The organism is Pseudooceanicola sp. DL12, assembly GCF_056270665.1.
In genome coordinates, this window is the sequence record NZ_CM149884.1 from 3,536,620 (window position 1) to 3,555,296 (window position 18,677).

Annotated in this window: 28 protein-coding genes; 1 reads left to right on the forward strand and 27 read right to left on the reverse strand. The window is 63.9% G+C overall.

What is annotated here, in order from left to right:
* Positions 1 to 55 precede the first annotated feature (55 nt).
* The 8 genes from rplQ to AC0WR5_RS16465 form a co-directional block, all read right to left on the reverse strand.
* A complete protein-coding gene (gene rplQ / locus AC0WR5_RS16430; protein ID WP_475864736.1) occupies positions 56 to 478 on the reverse strand; it encodes a 50S ribosomal protein L17 in 423 nt (140 codons plus the stop codon).
* A gap of 297 nt (positions 479 to 775) precedes the next feature.
* Positions 776 to 1,792 (reverse strand): DNA-directed RNA polymerase subunit alpha, encoded by a 1,017-nt coding sequence (locus AC0WR5_RS16435; RefSeq protein WP_475864738.1) that lies wholly within the window; start codon positions 1,790 to 1,792, stop codon positions 776 to 778.
* A 114-nt stretch (positions 1,793 to 1,906) separates the two neighbouring features.
* The gene (rpsK, locus tag AC0WR5_RS16440; protein WP_475864740.1) at positions 1,907 to 2,299 is read right to left on the reverse strand and encodes a 30S ribosomal protein S11; all 393 of its coding nucleotides are present in this window, start codon (positions 2,297 to 2,299) and stop codon (positions 1,907 to 1,909) included.
* 15 nt (positions 2,300 to 2,314) lie between these two features.
* A complete protein-coding gene (rpsM, locus tag AC0WR5_RS16445) occupies positions 2,315 to 2,683 on the reverse strand; it encodes a 30S ribosomal protein S13 (protein WP_160892424.1) in 369 nt (122 codons plus the stop codon).
* Positions 2,684 to 3,033: 350 nt separating this feature from the next.
* Positions 3,034 to 3,678, reverse strand: coding sequence for an adenylate kinase (locus tag AC0WR5_RS16450; protein ID WP_475864741.1), 645 nt, complete (start codon positions 3,676 to 3,678; stop codon positions 3,034 to 3,036).
* Complete coding sequence (secY, locus tag AC0WR5_RS16455; RefSeq protein ID WP_475864742.1) at positions 3,675 to 5,042, reverse strand: preprotein translocase subunit SecY; 1,368 nt, start codon at positions 5,040 to 5,042, stop codon at positions 3,675 to 3,677. Before secY ends, AC0WR5_RS16450 begins: the two co-directional genes overlap by 4 nt.
* A gap of 104 nt (positions 5,043 to 5,146) precedes the next feature.
* Complete coding sequence (gene rplO, locus AC0WR5_RS16460; protein ID WP_475864743.1) at positions 5,147 to 5,617, reverse strand: 50S ribosomal protein L15; 471 nt, start codon at positions 5,615 to 5,617, stop codon at positions 5,147 to 5,149.
* Between the two features lie 230 nt (positions 5,618 to 5,847).
* Positions 5,848 to 6,081 carry a hypothetical protein gene (locus tag AC0WR5_RS16465; RefSeq protein ID WP_475864745.1) on the reverse strand — a complete coding sequence of 78 codons (234 nt, stop codon included), beginning with the start codon at positions 6,079 to 6,081 and terminating at the stop codon, positions 5,848 to 5,850.
* Between the two features lie 900 nt (positions 6,082 to 6,981).
* Here AC0WR5_RS16465 and AC0WR5_RS16470 point away from each other — a divergent pair.
* Entirely contained in the window at positions 6,982 to 8,295 is a 1,314-nt protein-coding gene (locus AC0WR5_RS16470; RefSeq protein ID WP_475864747.1) for a DEAD/DEAH box helicase, read from the forward strand.
* Positions 8,296 to 8,383: 88 nt separating this feature from the next.
* Here the strand turns inward: AC0WR5_RS16470 and AC0WR5_RS16475 are convergent, their stop codons facing one another.
* From AC0WR5_RS16475 to rpsS, 19 genes are all read right to left on the reverse strand, one after another.
* On the reverse strand, positions 8,384 to 9,454 hold the full coding sequence (locus tag AC0WR5_RS16475; protein WP_475864749.1) for a cytochrome-c peroxidase: 1,071 nt from the start codon (positions 9,452 to 9,454) through the stop codon (positions 8,384 to 8,386).
* A gap of 118 nt (positions 9,455 to 9,572) precedes the next feature.
* Positions 9,573 to 10,301 carry a gamma-glutamylcyclotransferase gene (locus AC0WR5_RS16480; RefSeq protein ID WP_475864751.1) on the reverse strand — a complete coding sequence of 243 codons (729 nt, stop codon included), beginning with the start codon at positions 10,299 to 10,301 and terminating at the stop codon, positions 9,573 to 9,575.
* Between the two features lie 101 nt (positions 10,302 to 10,402).
* Positions 10,403 to 10,921: an SRPBCC family protein gene (locus AC0WR5_RS16485; protein ID WP_475864753.1), complete on the reverse strand. Its 519-nt coding sequence runs from the start codon at positions 10,919 to 10,921 to the stop codon at positions 10,403 to 10,405.
* A gap of 232 nt (positions 10,922 to 11,153) precedes the next feature.
* Positions 11,154 to 11,342 (reverse strand): 50S ribosomal protein L30, encoded by a 189-nt coding sequence (gene rpmD, locus AC0WR5_RS16490; RefSeq protein ID WP_475869045.1) that lies wholly within the window; start codon positions 11,340 to 11,342, stop codon positions 11,154 to 11,156.
* Positions 11,343 to 11,351: 9 nt separating this feature from the next.
* The gene (gene rpsE / locus AC0WR5_RS16495) at positions 11,352 to 11,924 is read right to left on the reverse strand and encodes a 30S ribosomal protein S5 (RefSeq protein WP_475864755.1); all 573 of its coding nucleotides are present in this window, start codon (positions 11,922 to 11,924) and stop codon (positions 11,352 to 11,354) included.
* A 183-nt stretch (positions 11,925 to 12,107) separates the two neighbouring features.
* Positions 12,108 to 12,467, reverse strand: coding sequence for a 50S ribosomal protein L18 (gene rplR / locus AC0WR5_RS16500; RefSeq protein ID WP_475864757.1), 360 nt, complete (start codon positions 12,465 to 12,467; stop codon positions 12,108 to 12,110).
* Positions 12,468 to 12,478: 11 nt separating this feature from the next.
* Positions 12,479 to 13,012 carry a 50S ribosomal protein L6 gene (gene rplF, locus AC0WR5_RS16505; RefSeq protein WP_475864759.1) on the reverse strand — a complete coding sequence of 178 codons (534 nt, stop codon included), beginning with the start codon at positions 13,010 to 13,012 and terminating at the stop codon, positions 12,479 to 12,481.
* Between the two features lie 11 nt (positions 13,013 to 13,023).
* Positions 13,024 to 13,416 carry a 30S ribosomal protein S8 gene (rpsH, locus tag AC0WR5_RS16510; protein WP_475864761.1) on the reverse strand — a complete coding sequence of 131 codons (393 nt, stop codon included), beginning with the start codon at positions 13,414 to 13,416 and terminating at the stop codon, positions 13,024 to 13,026.
* A gap of 14 nt (positions 13,417 to 13,430) precedes the next feature.
* Complete coding sequence (gene rpsN / locus AC0WR5_RS16515) at positions 13,431 to 13,736, reverse strand: 30S ribosomal protein S14 (RefSeq protein ID WP_475864763.1); 306 nt, start codon at positions 13,734 to 13,736, stop codon at positions 13,431 to 13,433.
* A gap of 21 nt (positions 13,737 to 13,757) precedes the next feature.
* Positions 13,758 to 14,321, reverse strand: a complete 564-nt coding sequence (gene rplE, locus AC0WR5_RS16520; protein WP_475864765.1) for a 50S ribosomal protein L5 — start codon at positions 14,319 to 14,321, stop codon at positions 13,758 to 13,760.
* Complete coding sequence (gene rplX, locus AC0WR5_RS16525) at positions 14,314 to 14,625, reverse strand: 50S ribosomal protein L24 (protein ID WP_475864767.1); 312 nt, start codon at positions 14,623 to 14,625, stop codon at positions 14,314 to 14,316. Before rplX ends, rplE begins: the two co-directional genes overlap by 8 nt.
* The gene (gene rplN / locus AC0WR5_RS16530) at positions 14,625 to 14,993 is read right to left on the reverse strand and encodes a 50S ribosomal protein L14 (protein ID WP_005621870.1); all 369 of its coding nucleotides are present in this window, start codon (positions 14,991 to 14,993) and stop codon (positions 14,625 to 14,627) included. Before rplN ends, rplX begins: the two co-directional genes overlap by 1 nt.
* A gap of 121 nt (positions 14,994 to 15,114) precedes the next feature.
* Positions 15,115 to 15,345 (reverse strand): 30S ribosomal protein S17, encoded by a 231-nt coding sequence (gene rpsQ, locus AC0WR5_RS16535; protein WP_475864769.1) that lies wholly within the window; start codon positions 15,343 to 15,345, stop codon positions 15,115 to 15,117.
* 12 nt (positions 15,346 to 15,357) lie between these two features.
* On the reverse strand, positions 15,358 to 15,564 hold the full coding sequence (gene rpmC, locus AC0WR5_RS16540) for a 50S ribosomal protein L29 (protein ID WP_475864771.1): 207 nt from the start codon (positions 15,562 to 15,564) through the stop codon (positions 15,358 to 15,360).
* A 382-nt stretch (positions 15,565 to 15,946) separates the two neighbouring features.
* On the reverse strand, positions 15,947 to 16,567 hold the full coding sequence (locus AC0WR5_RS16545) for a 2OG-Fe(II) oxygenase family protein (RefSeq protein ID WP_475864772.1): 621 nt from the start codon (positions 16,565 to 16,567) through the stop codon (positions 15,947 to 15,949).
* A gap of 299 nt (positions 16,568 to 16,866) precedes the next feature.
* Positions 16,867 to 17,280: a 50S ribosomal protein L16 gene (gene rplP / locus AC0WR5_RS16550; protein ID WP_475864774.1), complete on the reverse strand. Its 414-nt coding sequence runs from the start codon at positions 17,278 to 17,280 to the stop codon at positions 16,867 to 16,869.
* Positions 17,281 to 17,292: 12 nt separating this feature from the next.
* Positions 17,293 to 18,015 (reverse strand): 30S ribosomal protein S3, encoded by a 723-nt coding sequence (gene rpsC, locus AC0WR5_RS16555; RefSeq protein WP_475864776.1) that lies wholly within the window; start codon positions 18,013 to 18,015, stop codon positions 17,293 to 17,295.
* Positions 18,015 to 18,395 (reverse strand): 50S ribosomal protein L22, encoded by a 381-nt coding sequence (gene rplV / locus AC0WR5_RS16560; protein WP_475864778.1) that lies wholly within the window; start codon positions 18,393 to 18,395, stop codon positions 18,015 to 18,017. Before rplV ends, rpsC begins: the two co-directional genes overlap by 1 nt.
* Positions 18,396 to 18,398: 3 nt before the next feature.
* Complete coding sequence (rpsS, locus tag AC0WR5_RS16565) at positions 18,399 to 18,677, reverse strand: 30S ribosomal protein S19 (protein WP_475864779.1); 279 nt, start codon at positions 18,675 to 18,677, stop codon at positions 18,399 to 18,401.

Consider the following 18,677-nt stretch of genomic DNA (forward strand, 5'->3'; position numbering starts at 1 on the left):
CCCCCGGCCTTTTGGACCGGGGGTGCCGTCAAACTCTTGTGAGTTCAACTAAATATTATTCGGCAGCTTCTTCGGCTGCGACGCGGGCCTTGTCGGCTGCGCCCTTGGCGTCGACATCGCGGTCGACGAACTCGATGATGGCCATGGGCGCCATGTCACCGTAGCGGAATCCCGCTTTCATAATACGGACATAGCCGCCCTGACGGTCCTTGTAGCGCGGGCCGAGAACGTCGAACAGCTTGGTGACCAGCTCGTCCTGCTTCAGCTTGGAAGCGGCCTGACGGCGAGCGTGCAGGTCATCGGGGCCGCGCTTTGCCAGGGTGATCATCTTTTCGATGATCGGGCGAAGTTCCTTGGCCTTGGGCAGGGTGGTCTTGATCTGTTCGTGCTCGATCAGCGAGCCGGCCATGTTGGAAAACAGGGCCTTACGGTGTTCGTGAGTACGGTTCAGGCGGCGGTAGCCACGTGCGTGACGCATGTCATTTCTCCAGTGTTGCCCTCTACGGGCGGTTTTGCTTTGTCCGGCGATCCATGCGTGGCGGATCGCTCTCCTTGGGGCGGAATGCCCAGTCTGGTTAACGGCCCATTGGGGGCCGGAACGGCACGTCGGTATTACGTCGGTATCGCATCGGTATTGCGTCGGTGCCGTTTTGCCCCTGCCCTGCCGGCCCGAAATGCTTAACGCAGCGCTCGGTGCCGTCGGTCGGGGCGATTCGGTCGGGCGGACCATATGCCGCCCGGACCGATTTCAAAAGCGGATCTCTCCGCGAATGCCTCAGAAGTGGTCTTCGAACTTCTTGGCCAGATCTTCGATGTTGTCCGGCGGCCAGTCCTCGACATCCATGCCGAGGTGCAGACCCATGCCCGAGAGCACTTCCTTGATCTCGTTCAGCGACTTGCGGCCGAAGTTCGGGGTGCGGAGCATCTCGGCTTCGGTCTTCTGGATCAGGTCGCCGATGTAGACGATGTTGTCGTTCTTCAGGCAGTTTGCCGAACGGACGGAGAGCTCGAGCTCGTCGACCTTCTTCAGCAGCAGCGGGTTGAACTCGAGACCATCGTCCTCGTCCTGGCGGCCGGCGGATTCGGGCTCTTCGAAGTTCACGAAGATCGACAGCTGGTCCTGCAGGATGCGCGCGGCATAGGCCACGGCGTCATCGGGCGTGACGGAGCCGTCGGTTTCCACCTTCAGCGTCAGCTTGTCATAGTCGAGCACCTGGCCCTCGCGGGTCGGCTGCACGTCGTAGGAGACCTTCTTGATCGGCGAGTAGATCGCGTCGATCGGGATCAGGCCGATGGGCGCATCTTCCGGCTTGTTCTTGTCGGCGGACACATAGCCCTTGCCGGTGTTCACGGTGAGTTCCATGAACAGGTCGGCACCCTCGTCGAGGTGGCAGATCACGTGGTCCTTGTTCAGGACCTCGATGCCGGCACTTTCCGAGATGTCACCGGCGGTGACGACGCCCGGACCCTTGGCATTGATCGAGAGGCGCTTCGGCCCTTCGACTTCCATGCGCAGGGCAACGCCCTTGAGGTTCAGAACCACATCGGTCACGTCCTCGCGGACGCCTGCAACCGAGGAGAATTCATGCAGAACGTTGTCGATCTGCACCGAGGTGATGGCGGCGCCCTGAAGCGACGACATCAGGATACGGCGCAGGGCGTTGCCCAGGGTGAGGCCAAAGCCCCGCTCCAGCGGCTCTGCAACGACGGTGGCCTGACGCGCCGGGTCATTGCCCGGTTTGACGTCGAGCTGCGTCGGCTTGATCAGTTCGGCCCAGTTCTTGTGGATCATGCGTGTCTCCTCAATTCCTGTCCCATCCCCATGTCCAAAGGTCGGAACGCCCGAGGTTAAAAATGACGAAAGGGGGCCGCGCGCTGGCGCAGCCCCTCAAAAGTCCGGTCCTGATCAGACCCGGCGACGCTTCGGCGGGCGGCAGCCGTTGTGGGCGATCGGCGTCACGTCGCGGATGGACGTGATGTTGAAGCCGATGGCAGCCAGGGCGCGGAGCGCGGATTCGCGGCCAGAGCCGGGGCCCTGAACTTCGACTTCCAGCGTCTTGACGCCATGGTCCTGTGCCTTCTTGCCGGCGTCTTCGGCAGCCATCTGAGCAGCGTAGGGGGTCGACTTGCGCGAGCCCTTGAAGCCCATGGTCCCTGCGGAGGACCATGCGATGGCATTGCCCTGAACGTCGGAGATCAGGATCTTGGTGTTGTTGAACGAGGAGTTCACATGAGCAACGCCAGCGGCGATGTTCTTGGAAACCTTCTTCTTTGCGGTGCGGCGAGTATCGCGTGCCATATCCAGTGCGCTCCCTTACTTCTTCTTGCCGGCGATCGGCTTGGCCGGGCCCTTGCGGGTACGGGCGTTCGTATGGGTACGCTGACCACGGACGGGCAGGTTGCGACGGTGACGCAGGCCACGGTAGCAGCCCAGGTCCATGAGGCGCTTGATGTTCATTTGCGTCTCGCGACGCAGGTCGCCTTCGACGGTGTAGTTGGCGTCGATATGCTCACGGATGGCGAGCACTTCGGCATCGGAGAGTTCGTTCACGCGACGGGTTGCGTCGATGGAAACGGCTTCGCAAATGGCCTTGGCCGATGCGGGGCCGATACCGGTGATGTAGGTGAGGGCGATCGGAACCCGCTTTGCAGTCGGGATGTTAACGCCGGCAATACGTGCCAATTCTCTGTCTTCCTTTTGTTGCGGTTCCGTAGCACCAGAACCTTTTTTCACAACTCGCGGCCCGAGGCATGGAGCCTGCAGGCCGTGGTCACATTCGGCGGGACCGGGAAGAGGCAAAGAATCGCCTGCACCCCGAGATAGGGCTGGGTATTTGGGAAAGGACGGAGGGTCAACCCCTTTTACACCTGTTTCGGGCATGACGCCCGTCATAGCGCCGGATTCGGCGATCCGGTGCGGTGCAAAGGCCACGGTTCACGGGCCATGAGGGGAATATATGCCGCCGGGGCGGAATGAAAAGGGGCGCCGGCATGCTGCGGCGCCCCGTTTCCGTCATGGTCGAAGACCCCGGCTCAGTCGCCGAGAATCGCCCCGATGGCGGCCCTGACGACCTTCGGCTCTGCCAGGCCGTCGACCCGCTTGAGCGCGCCCTTGGCATGGTAGTAGCCAAGCAGCGGCGAGGTCTTCTTGTAGTATTCCATCAGCCGCGTCTTGAGCGCGTCCTCGGTATCGTCGGCCCGGCGCTTGAACTCGGTGCCGCCGCAGACGGTGCACTTGCCATCGTCCGGGATCGGCTTGGTCACGTCGTGATAGACCTCGCCGCAGCTGGCACAGGTCGAGCGACCGGTGATCCGGGCCACCAGGGCCTCGTCACGGACGCGCAGTTCGATCACGGCGTCGAGGCTCTCGCCCTCTTCGGCCAGCAGCTCCTCGAGCGCGTCGGCCTGCGCCAGGGTGCGCGGGAAGCCGTCGAAGATGAAGCCGCCCTGCTTGTCGCCCTTGAGCTTTTCGCGGATCAGACCGATGACGATCTCGTCGGTGACAAGCTCGCCCGCATCCATGACAGCGGCCACCTTGTTGCCCATCTCCGTGCCGGAGGTGCGTGCTTCGCGCAGCATGTCTCCGGTCGAGAGCTGGATCATGTTTCTCTCTTCGACGAGGATCCGTGCCTGGGTGCCCTTGCCTGCGCCCGGCGGTCCGAGAAGAATGATATTCATTTGCGTGCCGGCCCTTTCCGCGTGCGACGCTTGCCTTTGCCTTTGCCACGAAGCTGAGATTTTTCGATCAGACCTTCGTACTGGTGTGCCAGCAGGTGTGACTGAACCTGTTGGATCGTGTCCATCACGACCGAGACGACAATCAGCACCGACGTGCCCCCGAAGTAGAACGGGATGTTGAACTGACCGCGCAGGATTTCAGGCAGCAGACAGACACCAGCCAGGTAGGCCGAGCCGAGGACGAGCACGCGGTTGACCACGTAGCTGAGGTATTCGGCGGTCTTCGCACCGGGGCGGATGCCCGGGATGAAGCCGTTCTGGTTCTTGAGGTTGTCGGCAACGTCATCGGTCTTGAAGGCGACGTTGTGGGTGTAGAAGTAGGCGAAGAAGACGATCATCACCACGAAGAACAGGGAGTAGAGGATCTGTCCGGGGCCGAAGTAGGCCAGGATCGTCGACATGACGGCGCCGGTGCCCGCGCCGCGGAAGGTCGAGATGGTCACCGGCAGCAGCAGCAGCGAGGAGGCGAAGATCGCGGGGATCACGCCGGCCGGGTTGACCTTGATCGGCAGGTGCGAGGAGCCGCCGTCATAGACCTTCATGCCCACCTGACGGCGGGGATACTGGATATGGATCTTGCGCAGCGCGCGCTCCATGAACACGACGAAGGCGATCACCGCGACGACCATGATCAGGGCGCCGACGATGACGACCGGAGAGATCGCGCCGGAGCGGCCGGAGGCGAGGAACTGCGCCAGGGCAGCGGGAACCTCGGCGATGATGCCGACGAAGATGATGAGCGAGATGCCGTTGCCGATGCCGCGTGCGGTGATCTGCTCACCCAGCCACATCATGAACATCGTGCCGCCGACCAGCGTGATCACGCATTCGGCGCGGAAGAAGAGGCCCGGGTCGGAGACCATGTCGCCGCCTTCCAGCGACAGCGCGAGGCCATAGGCCTGCAGCGCGCCCAGAAGCACGGTGCCGTAGCGGGTGTACTGGTTGATCTTCTTGCGGCCCTGTTCGCCTTCCTTTTTCAGCTGTTCGAGCGACGGCACGAGCGAGGCCATCAGCTGAACGATGATCGAGGCGGAAATGTAGGGCATGATGCCGAGGGCGAAGATCCCCATCCGGCCGAGGGCGCCACCGGTGAACATCGAGAGCATGCCCCCGATCCCCTGCCCTGCGCCTTCCATGAAGTTGCGCAGTGCGGCGCCGTCGATCCCGGGAACGGGAATGTAGGTGCCCAGCCGGCAGATGATCAGCAGACCGATCGTGTAGAAAATCCGCTTGCGCAGATCCGTCGCCTTGCTGAGCGCGGCCCAGGAAGTGTTGGCCGCCATCTGTTCTGCTGCAGATACCATAGGCTCTCTCTTATGCATGAACGCCGCCGGGGCCGTATTCCCGGCTCGGCGGCGTTTCAGGAAAACTATCGGTTTGTTAAGCGGCGCAAGCGCCGCCTACAACCTTATTCCGCCGCAGCAGCAGCAACCTTGAGCGAGCCGCCGGCCTTCTCGACTGCTTCGACAGCAGCTTTGGAGGCGCCGGTGACTTCCAGGTTCACGGCCGTGGTGATTTCACCCTTGGCCAGAACGCGGACACCGTCGAGCTTGCGACGCACGAGGCCCGAAGCCAACAGAACGTCTTCGGTCACGGGAGCGGAAGCGTCGATCGCGCCGGTCTCGATGAACTTGGCGATCAGGCCAAGGTTCACGACGGCGAATTTCTTGCGGTTCGGCTTGTTGAAGCCGCGCTTGGGCAGACGCTGGTAGAGCGGCATCTGGCCGCCTTCGTAGCCGGCAATGGCCACGCCCGAACGGGATTTCTGACCCTTGATACCACGGCCGCCCATCTTGCCCTTGCCGGAGCCGGGGCCACGGCCAACACGGGTGCGTTTCGGTGCGGCGCCGGGATTGTCGCGCAGTTCGTTGAGTTTCATATCGCTTCTCCTAGGCCGGAACTGCCCCCGAAGCGGATTGGGCAGACACGGCATTTCTTGATTGTGATTCCGGGCCCCGAAGGACCACCCGGGGCGTATAGACCGTGAGGTCACGCGGATCAAGCGGGTTTCAGCCCCCGCCCTGCGGCGAAACGGGCCAGCGGGGCAAGGCGCGGCAATGACGCTGTGGCCCTTGCGACAAAGGGGCGCGGGGCCTGCCCCCGGCCGGTCTAGCAGCCGGTGCTGACGGAGACCGGCCCGGCCCCTATCCCGAGGGAAACCCGGGAGCGATTGTTGGGATTGCAGACATTCACGCCGACACCGCCACGCACGCCCGAGGAGGACACCCCCACCGTGGCCGCGCCAGAGACCTGTCGGCCCTGCGGGTTCGGCTGCGGCTTCGGCTGCGGGGCGCAGCCGGCGAGCAGCAGCGTGATGGCAAGAGCGAAACCTGTGGCTTTCATGGCATGCTCCCCCCCTGGAACGGCCCGGCAAGGGTGCGGCGGATCGCAGGGCGGGTCAAGGACATCGGGGACGTCCCGCACGCCGCAAGGCCTGACGCAGCGGAGGCGCCCCGGGACCCGGGGCGCCCGTCACGCTCAGCTTTGCGGCGGGGCGTTGAATTGTTGACCCGGAGGGGTGTTCCAGGTCGGCTGGGCGTCGGGCTGCGGGCCCGGCGGGGTGTTGAACCCCTGCTGCGGCTCGGCGCAACCGGAGAGGACCATGAGTGCGGCACAAAGGGCAGCGGTCAACGCGAGAGGGCGCTTCATGTGGTGTCTTCCTATATTGAGTTGAATACGTACCATTTAACCAATACCCGCCCCTGTCGGACCGTCGCGCTATACAAGGCGTGCAGCGTGGGCCCCGACGGGGACTGCAACCTGTAGGGCCCGCGGGCCGGAACCTGTCAAGGCACGGCGGCCCGATCTGCGGCGCTGCGCCCGCTAGTGTGGCGCGGATACCGCCCTCCCTGCTCCCCCCTGCCCCCCTGCGCCCCTCTGGCCTGCCGCAGGGCGGTCCCGAGATGCGGGAACGATAGCACCTCTCCTGCGGCGCGATCACGGCGCATTGACTTTCGCGCGGCCATGCCCCATATGCGGTGGACTGCCGTTCCTGCCGCGTGAGCAGGTCGCCGGGCCCGAGATGACAGATGATCCTGACGCCCGCCGGCAGATTTCCCAAATATGGTTCCCATTTCACGCGGGGGTCCAACGCCTGACAGGGCCTGCTGCAATTCGGTGGCCGGCGGTTTTCGGGCGGAACCCACGAGTGACGCACCGCCCTGCACAGGGCGGAGGCCCGCTTGAACGCCGGGGTTGCCTGCGTGCCGCAATGGCCGCACCCCCGCGCAGTAAGGACACGACTTGACCTTTGAATCGCTGGGACTGCCGTCCCGCCTCCTCAAGAACCTCGAAGAGCTTGGCCTGACCGAGCCCACCCCCATCCAGCAAAAGGCCATTCCGCTGGCCATGGAAGGCCGCGACGTGCTGGGCCTGGCCCAGACCGGCACCGGCAAGACCGCCGCCTTTGGCCTGCCGCTGCTGAGCGCGCTGCTGCGGCTGGAAGGGCGCCCGGCGCCGAAATCGGTGCGCGGGCTGATCCTGGCCCCGACCCGTGAACTGGCAAAACAGATCGTCGACAACCTGCAGGCCTATGCCAAGGGCACCCAGGTGCGCGTCGGCGTGGTGGTCGGCGGCGTGTCGATCAACGCCCAGATCAAGCGGCTGGAACGCGGCACCGACCTTCTGGTCGCGACGCCGGGCCGGCTGATCGACCTGCTGGACCGCAAGGCCGTGCGCCTGGACCTGACCCAGTACCTGGTGCTGGACGAAGCCGACCAGATGCTGGACCTGGGCTTTATCCACGCGCTGCGCCGCATCGCGACGCTGCTGCCCGCAGAACGCCAGACCATGCTGTTCTCGGCCACGATGCCGAAGCACATGAACGAGATCGCCAAGACCTACCTGACCGATCCCGAGCGGGTGGAAACCGCCCCTCCGGGCAAACCGGCCGAGAAGATCGAGCAATCGGTGCATTTTGTCGCCCAGAGCGAGAAGACCAACCTGCTGATCGAACACCTGGACCGCCACCGCGACGAGGCGGCGCTGGTCTTTGCCCGCACCAAGCACGGCGCGGAACGGCTGAAGAAGCACCTGGAGCGCGCCGGTTTCGCGGCAAGCTCGGTGCACGGCAACAAGAGCCAGGGCCAGCGCGACCGCGCCCTGAAGGGGTTCCGCGACGGCGAGCTGACGGTGCTGGTGGCCACGGATGTGGCGGCGCGCGGCATCGACATCCCCGAGGTGCGCTATGTCTACAACTATGACCTGCCGAACGTGCCCGACAACTATGTGCACCGCATCGGCCGGACGGCCCGTGCCGGTCGTGACGGCACCGCCATCGCCTATTGCGCGCCCGCCGAGATGGGCGAGCTGAAGGACATCCAGAAGGTCATGGGGCGGTCGATCCCCGTGGCCGGCGGCACCCCCTGGGAGCCGATGGATGCCCCTGCCGGCGGCAAGGGCGGACGCGGCAAGGGCGGCGGCCGGGGCCGTGGCCAGGGCGGCGGACGCGGCCAGGGCGGCGGCAACGGCGGCGGCCAGGCCAAGAGCGGCAACGGCGGACGTCGCCGGCGCAGCCGCGGCGGCCGGGCCCAGGGGGCCAGCGCCTGCGCGGCCTGATCCCCGCACCCAGCAGGAAACATGAAATCGGCCCGGCGCTCTCGCGTCGGGCCGTCTTCGTTCTGCCACGCCGGAACCGGAGGTTAGCTTATGGCAGGGCGTCCTGTTGCGGGCGCGGCGTGGCCTCCGTCTCGGCCGGGAGCACCGGCAGGGTCACCGCGGGCATCTCGCCGGTGAGACTGTCGAGGAAGGCCACGATCTGGGTTGCCTCCTCGTCGGAGAGCTCGGCGCCGAGCTGGCTCTCGGCCATGATCTGCACAGCGGTCTTGAGATCCCAGACCTTGCCGGAGTGGAAATAGGGCGCCGTCATCGCGACGTTGCGCAGGGGCGCGGCGCGGAAGACATATTCGTCGTCCACCGTCTCGGTCACGGCAAAGCGGCCCTTGTCGCCCTCGGGCAGGATCTCGGCGCCCGGCTTCTCGATCAGGCCGAAGGGATAATAGCCATGCCCGCCGACGTTGACGCCGGAGTGGCAGGCCGAACAGCCCATGTCCATGAAGAGCCCGAGGCCTGCCTTGGCCTCTTCGGAGAGGGCGGCATCATTGCCGTTGAGCCAGGCATCGAAGGGCGCAGGGGTGATCAGCGTGGCCTCGAAGGCCTCGATGGCGCGGGCCATGTTGTCGAAGGTGGCGGGCTGGGGCTCGTCCGGGAAGGCGGCGGAGAAGGCCGTCACGTAACCCGGCATGGAATTCATCATCACCTCGACGTTGTCGGGGGTGTTGGCCATCTCGACGCCGGCCTGCACCGGGCCCTTGGCCTGGGCCTTGAGGTCGGCGGCGCGGCCGTCCCAGAACTGGGCCTCGTTCAGCACCGAGTTCAGCACCGTGGGGGCGTTGCGCGGCCCCTTCTGCCAGCCGTGACCGACGGAGGTTTCGAGGTTGTCGTCGCCGCCGGTGGTCAGGTTGTGACAGGAATAGCAGGAGAACACCCCGGAAAGAGAGACGCGCGGATCGAAGAAGAGCATCTTGCCCAACTCGATCTTTTCATCGGTCACGGGGTTGTCGGCCACCGCCGGGACGGTCGAGGGCAGCGGCCGGAAGGTCTCGAGCGCGTAGGCGCGGAGATCATCCTCCTGGGCGCCGGCGGCGAGCGGGGCGAGGACCAGTGGCGCGGCAACAAGCGCCGTGCTGGCTATGAAACTGGCAAGAGGTGAACGCATGGCAGACTCCGTCTGGCTGGCGTTCGCGCGTTACGGAAGTATCGCCCGGCCCGTGCACGGTTACCTTGATCCGGATCAAAGTCTGGAATTATTCTAAACTGGAACGGGTGAGTCAGCTTTACCGAGCGGCGGGATAGGCCTCGACATCGGCGTGCAGCCCCTCGAGCTCGGGATCGGAGACGCCCATGGTCGCGAATTGCCGCAGCATCCCCTCGAGGTATTCGCGGCTGGTGCCCAGCCGCCCCTGCCCCGTCGCGATGTAGCGCACCTGGAGCGCGCGGGGGAGATCGGTGCAGATGTTGGGTGCCTCGGGGTCGGCGGCAAAGGCCACCACGGTGACGGGCCCCTGCGGCGTGTCGGCGGTGGCCAGAACAGGCTCGTAGGCATGGGCGATCATCTCACGCCGCCACAGGCGGGCGGTCTCGCGATCGACCAGCGGCTCGGGGATGCGGAACGCCAGCCCCTCGCATTGCCCGCCCCGCGCAAGACCCGCCATCAGGCCCGGCACCTCGGCAGAGCCCCGCGCGCCACGGGTATCGACAAGGCACATGGAGCGGTGGAAGCCCCGCAGGGTCGCATGGCGGATCTCGTCACAGTCGATCGCGGGATCCCACATGAGCGAGCCATAGCCGAAGACCCAGAGCGGCCCCTGATGGCCTGCCAAGGCCGCATGGCGCGTGGCCTCGCGGTCGGCATCGCTGCGGCGCCAGTCCGGGCCGAAACCGGCCTCGGCCATCTGCGCATCGAGCGCGGCATAATCCATCTCGCGGAAGACCGAGTCCTCTGGCGGGCGGATGCGGCCGGCAAGTGCAGGATGATGACGAAAGGCGGAGTCCGGGATGGGCATGAGGGCCTTTGGGCTGAAGGAACAACCCGGGCAGTGTGCCGGGACGCCGGACGGGAAGAAAGCGGAAACCGCTCTCGCCTCCCGATCGGGCCCAGACCCCTTCAGGCCTGACGCAGGTGCCGCGTGCTTGCCGAGCGGCAGCTGTCGCAGATGACATAGTGCACCGAGAGGGGGCGCGTCTCGGCCTCGGCAGGCGGCATGGCGACCTCGACCCAGCTCTCGCCGATGAAGAGCCGGCCACAGAGGCTGCAGACCGGCACGGCCCCCTGCAGCACCGGAAGGAACTTGCCCCGACTTTGCGGCTGGGCCCAGACGGTCACGTGAGTGACGGTGAGCGTGCCGTTCGGCCGTGGCGTCAGCATCATGCGATGCAGGCGCTTCAGCTCGGGGGAATCACAGCGGTAGTCGGCCCAGACGAGCCGGCCCATCTCTCGCACGCGCAGGAAGAAGCCATGGAAGAAGGCCCGGGTCTCGTCACCCGAGATGAAGCTCTCCAGCGGCGCGCCGACAACCCTTTCGGCAAGGTCCGGGGGGCCGCCGTTCTCGAGGCTGAACTGGTTCCAGCCGGTACTGACCCGAAGGATCCGGTCCTCGGCATCGAGGGTATAGAACATGTCCATTCCGCTGCCCCTTCCGCCGTTGCGTCGATCACCGCCCACGGGCGATATCGCGCTTCCACGCTAGGCTGCCTGCCCCGCAGGGCAAGGAAATAGAGTTCACAGGTGGGAGCAGTACCGCCGGAGCACCCCACGCGCCGACGCGCCGCGACACACACAGACCGGGGTGCCAAAACCAAAACACCCCGGCCAGAGGACCGGGGTGTTTCGAGATTTCAGGATCGGGAGAGAGGCCTCAGGCCTTTTCCTCGATGATCTTCACCAGGTGCGGGATCGAGTTCACCATGCCGCGAACGGAGGGGGTGTCTTCGAGCTCGCGCTCTTTGTGCATCTTGTTCAGACCCAGGCCGATCAGCGTTTCACGCTGCTTGGCGGGGCGACGGATCGGGGAACCGATCTGTTTTACGACGATGGTTGCCATCAGTAAGCCTCCTTACGCCTCTTCTGCCACTTGGCTCGACTCGGCGGGTGCCTCGTCGCGCTTGGGCAGAATGTCGGCCACTTTCTTGCCACGACGCTGTGCGACGGAACGCGGCGAAGATACCTTTTGCAGGCCTTCCAGCGTGGCGCGGATCATGTTGTAGGGGTTCTGCGAACCGATCGACTTTGCGACCACGTCCTGAACGCCCAGCATTTCGAAGACGGCACGCATCGGACCACCTGCGATGATCCCGGTACCGGTCGGGGCGGTGCGCATGACCACCTTGCCGGCGCCGTGACGGCCTTCGATATCGTGGTGCAGGGTGCGACCTTCGCGCAGCGGCACGCGGATCATCTGGCGCTTGGCTTGCTCGGTGGCCTTGCGGATGGCCTCGGGGACCTCCTTGGCCTTGCCCTTGCCGAAGCCGACGCGGCCCTTCTGGTCACCCACGACCACGAGCGCGGCGAAGCCGAAACGCTTACCACCCTTGACGGTCTTGGAAACGCGGTTGATCGCGACGAGGCGATCTGCGAATTCCGGTGCTTCGTCGCGATCGCGGCGGCCCCGGTTGTCATCTCTTGCCATATTTGGCTTCCTTCACTCATGGGCGCGACGCGCCCGGTTGTCCAATCCAGGTGAGGCCCTTCGAACGTATCGGGGGACGCTCCCGGATCATCGGGGCCCGGAGGCCCGCAAAAGTGCGACAAAGGCGGGATCTCTCCCGCCTGCTGCCGGTGATGCGGGGCGGGCCGGAGCCCGCCGCCACGATCAGATCTTCAGGCCGCCTTCACGCGCGGCGTCGGCCAGAGCCTTCACCTTGCCGTGGTACAGGAAGCCACCGCGGTCGAAGTATGCTTCTTCGACGCCCGCCTTCTTGGCGCGCTCCGCGATTGCAGCACCCACCTTGGCGGCTGCTTCGATGTTGTTCTTGCCGACAACACCCAGGTCCTTCTCCAGCGAGGAGGCGGAGGCCAGGGTCACACCGGCGACATCGTCGATCAGCTGGACGCTGATGTTCTTGTTCGAGCGATGGACCGACAGGCGCACGCGGCCTGCGTTCACTGCGCGAAGCTTGTTCCGAACGCGCAGACGGCGCTTCAGGAACAGTTCCCTTTTGCTTTTTGCCATTTTTGCGTTCCTTACTTCTTCTTGCCTTCCTTACGGAAGATGAACTCGCCCTTGTACTTGATGCCCTTGCCCTTGTAGGGCTCGGGCTTGCGCCATTCGCGGATGTTCGCCGCGACCTGGCCCACAAGCTGGGGGTCGGTGCCTTCGATGATAACTTCGGTCGGCTTGGGCGTGGTCACGGTGACCCCGTCCGGCACGTTGAAGTTCACTTCGTGGGACAGGCCGAGGTTCAGTTTCAGGACGTTGCCCTGAGCCTGAGCGCGATAACCCACACCAGTGATTTCCAGCTCTTTCTTGAAGCCGTTGGTGACGCCCTGAACCATGTTCGCGACGACAGTGCGGGACATGCCCCACTGCTGACGCGCACGCTTGGACGTACCGCGCGGCGTGACGGTGACGGCGTTGTCTTCGACAACGATCGTCACATCGTCGGTGGCGGTGAAGCTGTGGGTCCCTTTCGGGCCCTTCACTTCTACGGTCTGACCCGAGATGCTGGCGGTGACGCCAGAGGGCAGCTCGACCGGTTTCTTACCAATACGAGACATTACAGACCTCCTTAGAAGACGGTGCAGAGAACTTCGCCACCAACGTTCTGGGCGCGAGCTGCTGCATCCGACATCACGCCCTTGGACGTGGAGACAATCGACACGCCGAGGCCCTGACGGACCTGCGGGATGTCCTTGACGCTCATGTAAACGCGACGGCCGGGGGTCGAAACCCGCTTCACTTCGCGAATGACAGGAGTGCCTTCGTAGTACTTGAGGCTGATCTCGAGGGTCGGGTGACCGTTGACATCAGTGCCCTTCTCGTAGCCGCGGATGTAGCCTTCGTCAGCCAGCACGTCCAGGACCCATGCGCGCAGCTTGGAAGCCGGCGTGGAGACCGTGGATTTGCCACGCATCTGAGAGTTACGGATACGGGTGAGCATATCGCCGATAGGATCGTTCATTCTCTATGCCCTCCTTACCAGCTCGATTTCACGAGGCCAGGAACCTGACCATTGGAGCCCAGCTGGCGCAGCATGATACGGCTGACCTTGAGCTTACGGTAGTAAGCATGGGGACGGCCGGTGAGCTGACAGCGGTTGTGCAGACGCGTCGCGGACGAGTTGCGCGGCAGTTCGGCAAGCTTCAGGGTGGCGCGGAAACGCTCTTCCATCGGCTTGTCCTGGTCGTAGATGACCTCTTTCAGTGCAGCGCGCTTAGCAGCGTATTGAGCGACCAGGCGCTCCCGCTTCTTCTCGCGCTCGATCATGGATTTTTTAGCCATATCTAAATCTCCCTCGCGCGATCAGCTGTTGAACGGCATGTTGAATGCTTTCAACAGTGCCTTCGCTTCTGCGTCGGTTTTCGCGGTGGTGCCGATGACGATATCGAGGCCCCAGACTTCATCGACCTTGTCGAAGTTGATCTCGGGGAAAACGATATGTTCCTTGATGCCCATGGCATAGTTGCCACGGCCGTCGAACGACTTGCCCGAGACGCCGCGGAAGTCGCGGATACGGGGCATTGCGATCGTGATCAGACGATCAAGGAATTCGTACATGCGGTCGCCGCGGAGGGTGACCTTGGCGCCGAGGGGCATGTCTTCACGAACGCGGAAGCCAGCGATGGACTTCTTGGCGGTGGTGACGAGAGCCTTCTGGCCGGCGATGGTGGTCAGGTCTTCCTGGGCCGACTTGGCCTTCTTGGAATCCTTCACAGCCTCTGCGCCGCAGCCGATGTTCAGCACGATCTTGTCCAGACGCGGGATCTGCATGTCGTTCTTGTAGCCGAACTCTTCTTTGAGAGCGGCCTTGATCGACTCTGCGTACTGCGCCTTCAGACGCGGGGTGTAGGTTTCTGCATCAAGCATCGATCACGTCCCCCGTGGTCTTCGCAAAGCGGACTTTCTTGTCGCCTTCGATCTTGAAGCCGACGCGCGTCGCCTTGCCGTTTGCATCAACGATGGCCAGGTTCGACAGGGCGATCGGCATTGCCTTGGGCAGGCGGCCACCTTGCGACGTCTGGGACTGGCGGGTGTGACGGATGGCCATGTTCACGCCTTCGACCACGGCCTTGCCGGCCTTGGGATCGACGGACGCGATGGTCCCGGTCTGGCCCTTGTCCTTGCCGGCAAGGACGATGACCTTGTCACCTTTGCGGAGTTTAGCAGCCATTACAGCACCTCCGGAGCCAGCGAGATGATTTTCATGAAGTTCTTGGCACGCAGCTCGCGAACAACCGGGCCGAAGATACGCGTACCGACGGGCTCGTTGTTGTTGTTCAGGATGACGGCTGCGTTGCGATCGAAACGGATCGCGGTGCCATCTTCACGACGGACTTCCTTGGCGGTGCGCACGACGACGGCCTTGCGGACGTCACCTTTCTTAACGCGACCGCGCGGGATGGCTTCCTTCACCGAGACGACAATGATGTCGCCCACGGAGGCGTATTTACGCTTGGAACCACCCAGAACCTTGATGCACTGAACTCGGCGAGCGCCGGAGTTGTCAGCAACATCCAGATTGGTCTGCATCTGGATCATGTGGTTTCTCCCGACCTGTGAGACGCCCGATGATCAGCGGGGTCTCGCGGTTTCGATTGATCCGGGAAATGGTGCCCGGCTTTCACGGTGAAAGGCCCGCGCAAGGCGCAGGCCCCTCCGATCAGCTGGCGATCACTTCCCAGCGTTTCGTCTTGGATTTCGGCGCGCATTCCTGAATGCGGACCGTGTCACCCTTCTTGAAGGTGTTCAGCTCATCGTGCGCCCGGTATTTCTTGGACTTACGAATGGTCTTCTTCAGAACCGGGTGCGTGAAGCGGCGTTCCACCGACACGGTGACGGTCTGAGCGTTTGCGTCGGAGGTGACGACGCCTTGAAGGATACGTTTGGGCATCTGGGTCTTCCCTTATTCCGAAGCGGCTGCAGCAGCAGCTTTTTCATTCAGCACGGTGAGAACGCGGGCAGCCTGGCGGCGAGCAATGCGCATCTGTGCGGGGTTTTCCAGTTGGCCGGTCGCTTGCTGAAAGCGCAGGTTGAACTGTGCCTTCTTCAGCTCTGCCAGATCCTCGCGGAGCTGGTCAGGCGTCTTGTCGCGGAGCTCTTGAATGCTCATCGCAGAACCTTTCCTTCCTTGCACCGGCGGGCCCCGAGAGGGGTAACCCGCGAATCCGGTGGGTTATGTAAGAACAACGAGCGCTGCCTATACGCGGGACTCGCCCATGGCGCAACCCCTGTTGCAGTGCGAGACGCAGAAAAACAAGGCCGCTTCGAAGGCACGGGGGAGCCGGGCGCCGACACCGGATCCTGGACCGCGTACCCCGTGGCCCGGGGCCGCCCCGACCAGGATCACGGGGACCGCCCGCCAGCACCTCAAAAGGTCTACCGGACCTTTTGCCGGGCCACAATGTGGCCCGGACCGGCTGGGCTCCGCCCGTTCGCTCCTCAAAAGGTCCACTGAACCTTTTGCCGGGCCACGATGTGGCCCGGATCGGAGCTCACTCCCACTTGTAGTTGAAACTGACGGAGATGCGGTCATCTTCCGACATGTTCATCGGCACCTCGTGGCGCAGCCAGCTCTCCCAGAGCAGGACATCGCCCACCGCCGGCGCCACGTAGATGAAGCTGCGCAGCTCTTCCCGCGCGCCCTTCACCCGGGTCGGCGCCGCCATCATCATCGGCAGCCGCGGATCCTCGAGCTTGAGCGCCGAGGCGCCCTCGGGCATCGCCACGTAGGTGGTGCCCGAGATCACGCTGTGCGGGTGGATATGCGAGCTGTGGGTTCCGCCCTCGGGCAGGATGTTGATCCAGAGATCCTCGAGAACCAGCGACCGGTCACCCAGATCGAACTGCAGGTCCTCGGCAAAGCCCGCCACGTGCTTGTCGAGCAGCTTGACCAGATCCCCGAAGATCGGGAAGCGCCAGGGCAGATCGGTCAGCGAGGCATAGGAGGTGTAGCCGGGATAGTCGTTGTTCTCGCACCATTCCTGGCCGGCCTCGTCATCCTCGGCAATGGAATAGCACGAGGCTTCGAGCTCGTCGGCATCGACGGTATCGCCCATCTCGGCGAGACGCGCCTGATAGAGACGGGTGGCGAAGAGGGAACGGATATCGGACATGGGCGGCCTCGCGACGCTGGGGATTCACTGCCGCCGCCATACCGCCCCGCGCGGCACGAGGGAAGGCCCGTGGCGCCCCTGCGGTAAATCGCCCTGCCGGGCGATGCCTTCGGCGAGGATACTTGAAACAGGGAAACGAGGCAGGCACGCCCCGGTTTCCCTGTTCCAAATATCCCGGGGCCGCAGGCCCCTGCCCCGGCAGCCATGGGTGCCCCACGGGGGGGGCACAAAGTAAAGCCCCCGCCGCTTTCGCGACGGGGGCTCTCGATCTTGCAGGCTGCGTGCGGACACGCCGGCCCTTACCAGTCTTCGCGGACCACGATGCGGGTCTTGATCGGCAGTTTCATCGACGCCAGGCGCAGGGCCTCGCGTGCGACGCCTTCCGACACGCCGTCGATCTCGAACATGACACGGCCGGGTTTGACCTTGCATGCCCAGTAGTCGACGGAACCCTTACCTTTACCCATACGAACTTCGGTGGGCTTGGAGGTGACGGGCACGTCCGGGAAGATACGGATCCAGACACGGCCCTGACGTTTCATGTGACGGGTCATCGCGCGGCGGGCCGCTTCGATCTGACGTGCCGTCACACGCTCGGGCTGGGTCGCTTTCAGGCCGAAGGTACCGAAGTTCAGATCGGAGCCGCCCTTGGCTTCGCCCTTGATCCGGCCCTTGAACTGCTTGCGGAATTTCGTGCGTTTCGGTTGAAGCATCTTTCTGTCTCCTTACCGGTCGCGGTCGCGGCGGTTACCACCTGCGCCACGCGGAGCCGGACCGTCCTGCAGTTCCTGCGCCTTGCGGTCGCGGGCTTGCGGATCGTGCTCCATGATCTCGCCTTTGAAGATCCAGACCTTGATCCCGATGATGCCATAGGGGGTCATTGCTTCGGCGTGAGCATAGTCGATGTCGGCACGCAGGGTGTGCAGCGGCACGCGGCCCTCACGGTACCATTCGGTACGCGCGATTTCTGCACCGCCCAGACGACCGGCGACGTTCACACGGATGCCCAGGGCGCCCATGCGCATTGCGTTCTGCACGCCGCGCTTCATGGCACGACGGAAGGACACACGGCGCTCGAGCTGCTGAGCGATGGATTCGGCCACCAGCATCGCGTCGAGTTCCGGCTTGCGGACTTCGACGATGTTCAGGTGCAGTTCGCTGTCGGTCATTTTCGACAGTTTCTTGCGGAGAACCTCGATGTCGGCGCCCTTCTTGCCGATGATCACGCCCGGACGTGCGGTGTGAATGGTCACACGGCACTTCTTGTGGGGGCGCTCGATGATCACGCGGGCGATGCCGGCCTGCTTGCACTCGGTCTTGATGAACTCGCGGATCTTGACGTCTTCCAGGAGAAGATCACCAAAGTCCTTGGTGTCGGCGTACCAGCGGCTGTCCCAGGTGCGGTTGACCTGCAGGCGCATGCCGATCGGATTGACTTTCTGACCCATTAGGCTTGCTCCTCGACCTGACGCACCTTGATGGTGAGCTCCGAAAACGGCTTCATGATGCGGCCGTAACGGCCACGTGCCCGGGGACGGCCACGCTTCATCACGAGGTTCTTGCCCACGAATGCTTCGGCGACGACGAGTTCGTCGACGTCAAGCTGGTGGTTGTTCTCGGCGTTGGCGATAGCGGACTGAAGGCACTTCTTCACGTCCTGAGCGATCCGCTTCTTCGAGAAGGTGAGATCGTTCAGAGCCTTGTCGACCTTCTTGCCACGGATCATCGCAGCCACCAGGTTGAGTTTCTGCGGGCTGGTGCGAAGCATGCGGACCTTGGCCATAGCTTCGTTGTCAGCCACGCGGCGGGGGTTCTTTTCCTTGCCCATGACTTACTTCCGCTTCGCTTTTTTGTCCGCGGCGTGACCGTAATAGGTCCGGGTCGGGGAGTATTCACCGAACTTCTGACCGATCATGTCTTCCGAGACGTTGACAGGGATGTGTTTCTGACCGTTGTAGACGCCGAACGTCAGGCCCACGAATTGGGGCAGGATCGTCGAGCGACGCGACCAGATCTTGATGACTTCACTACGACCCGACTCGCGTGCCGCTTCCGCCTTTTTCAGGACGTAAGCGTCAACGAAGGGGCCTTTCCAAACAGAACGTGCCAT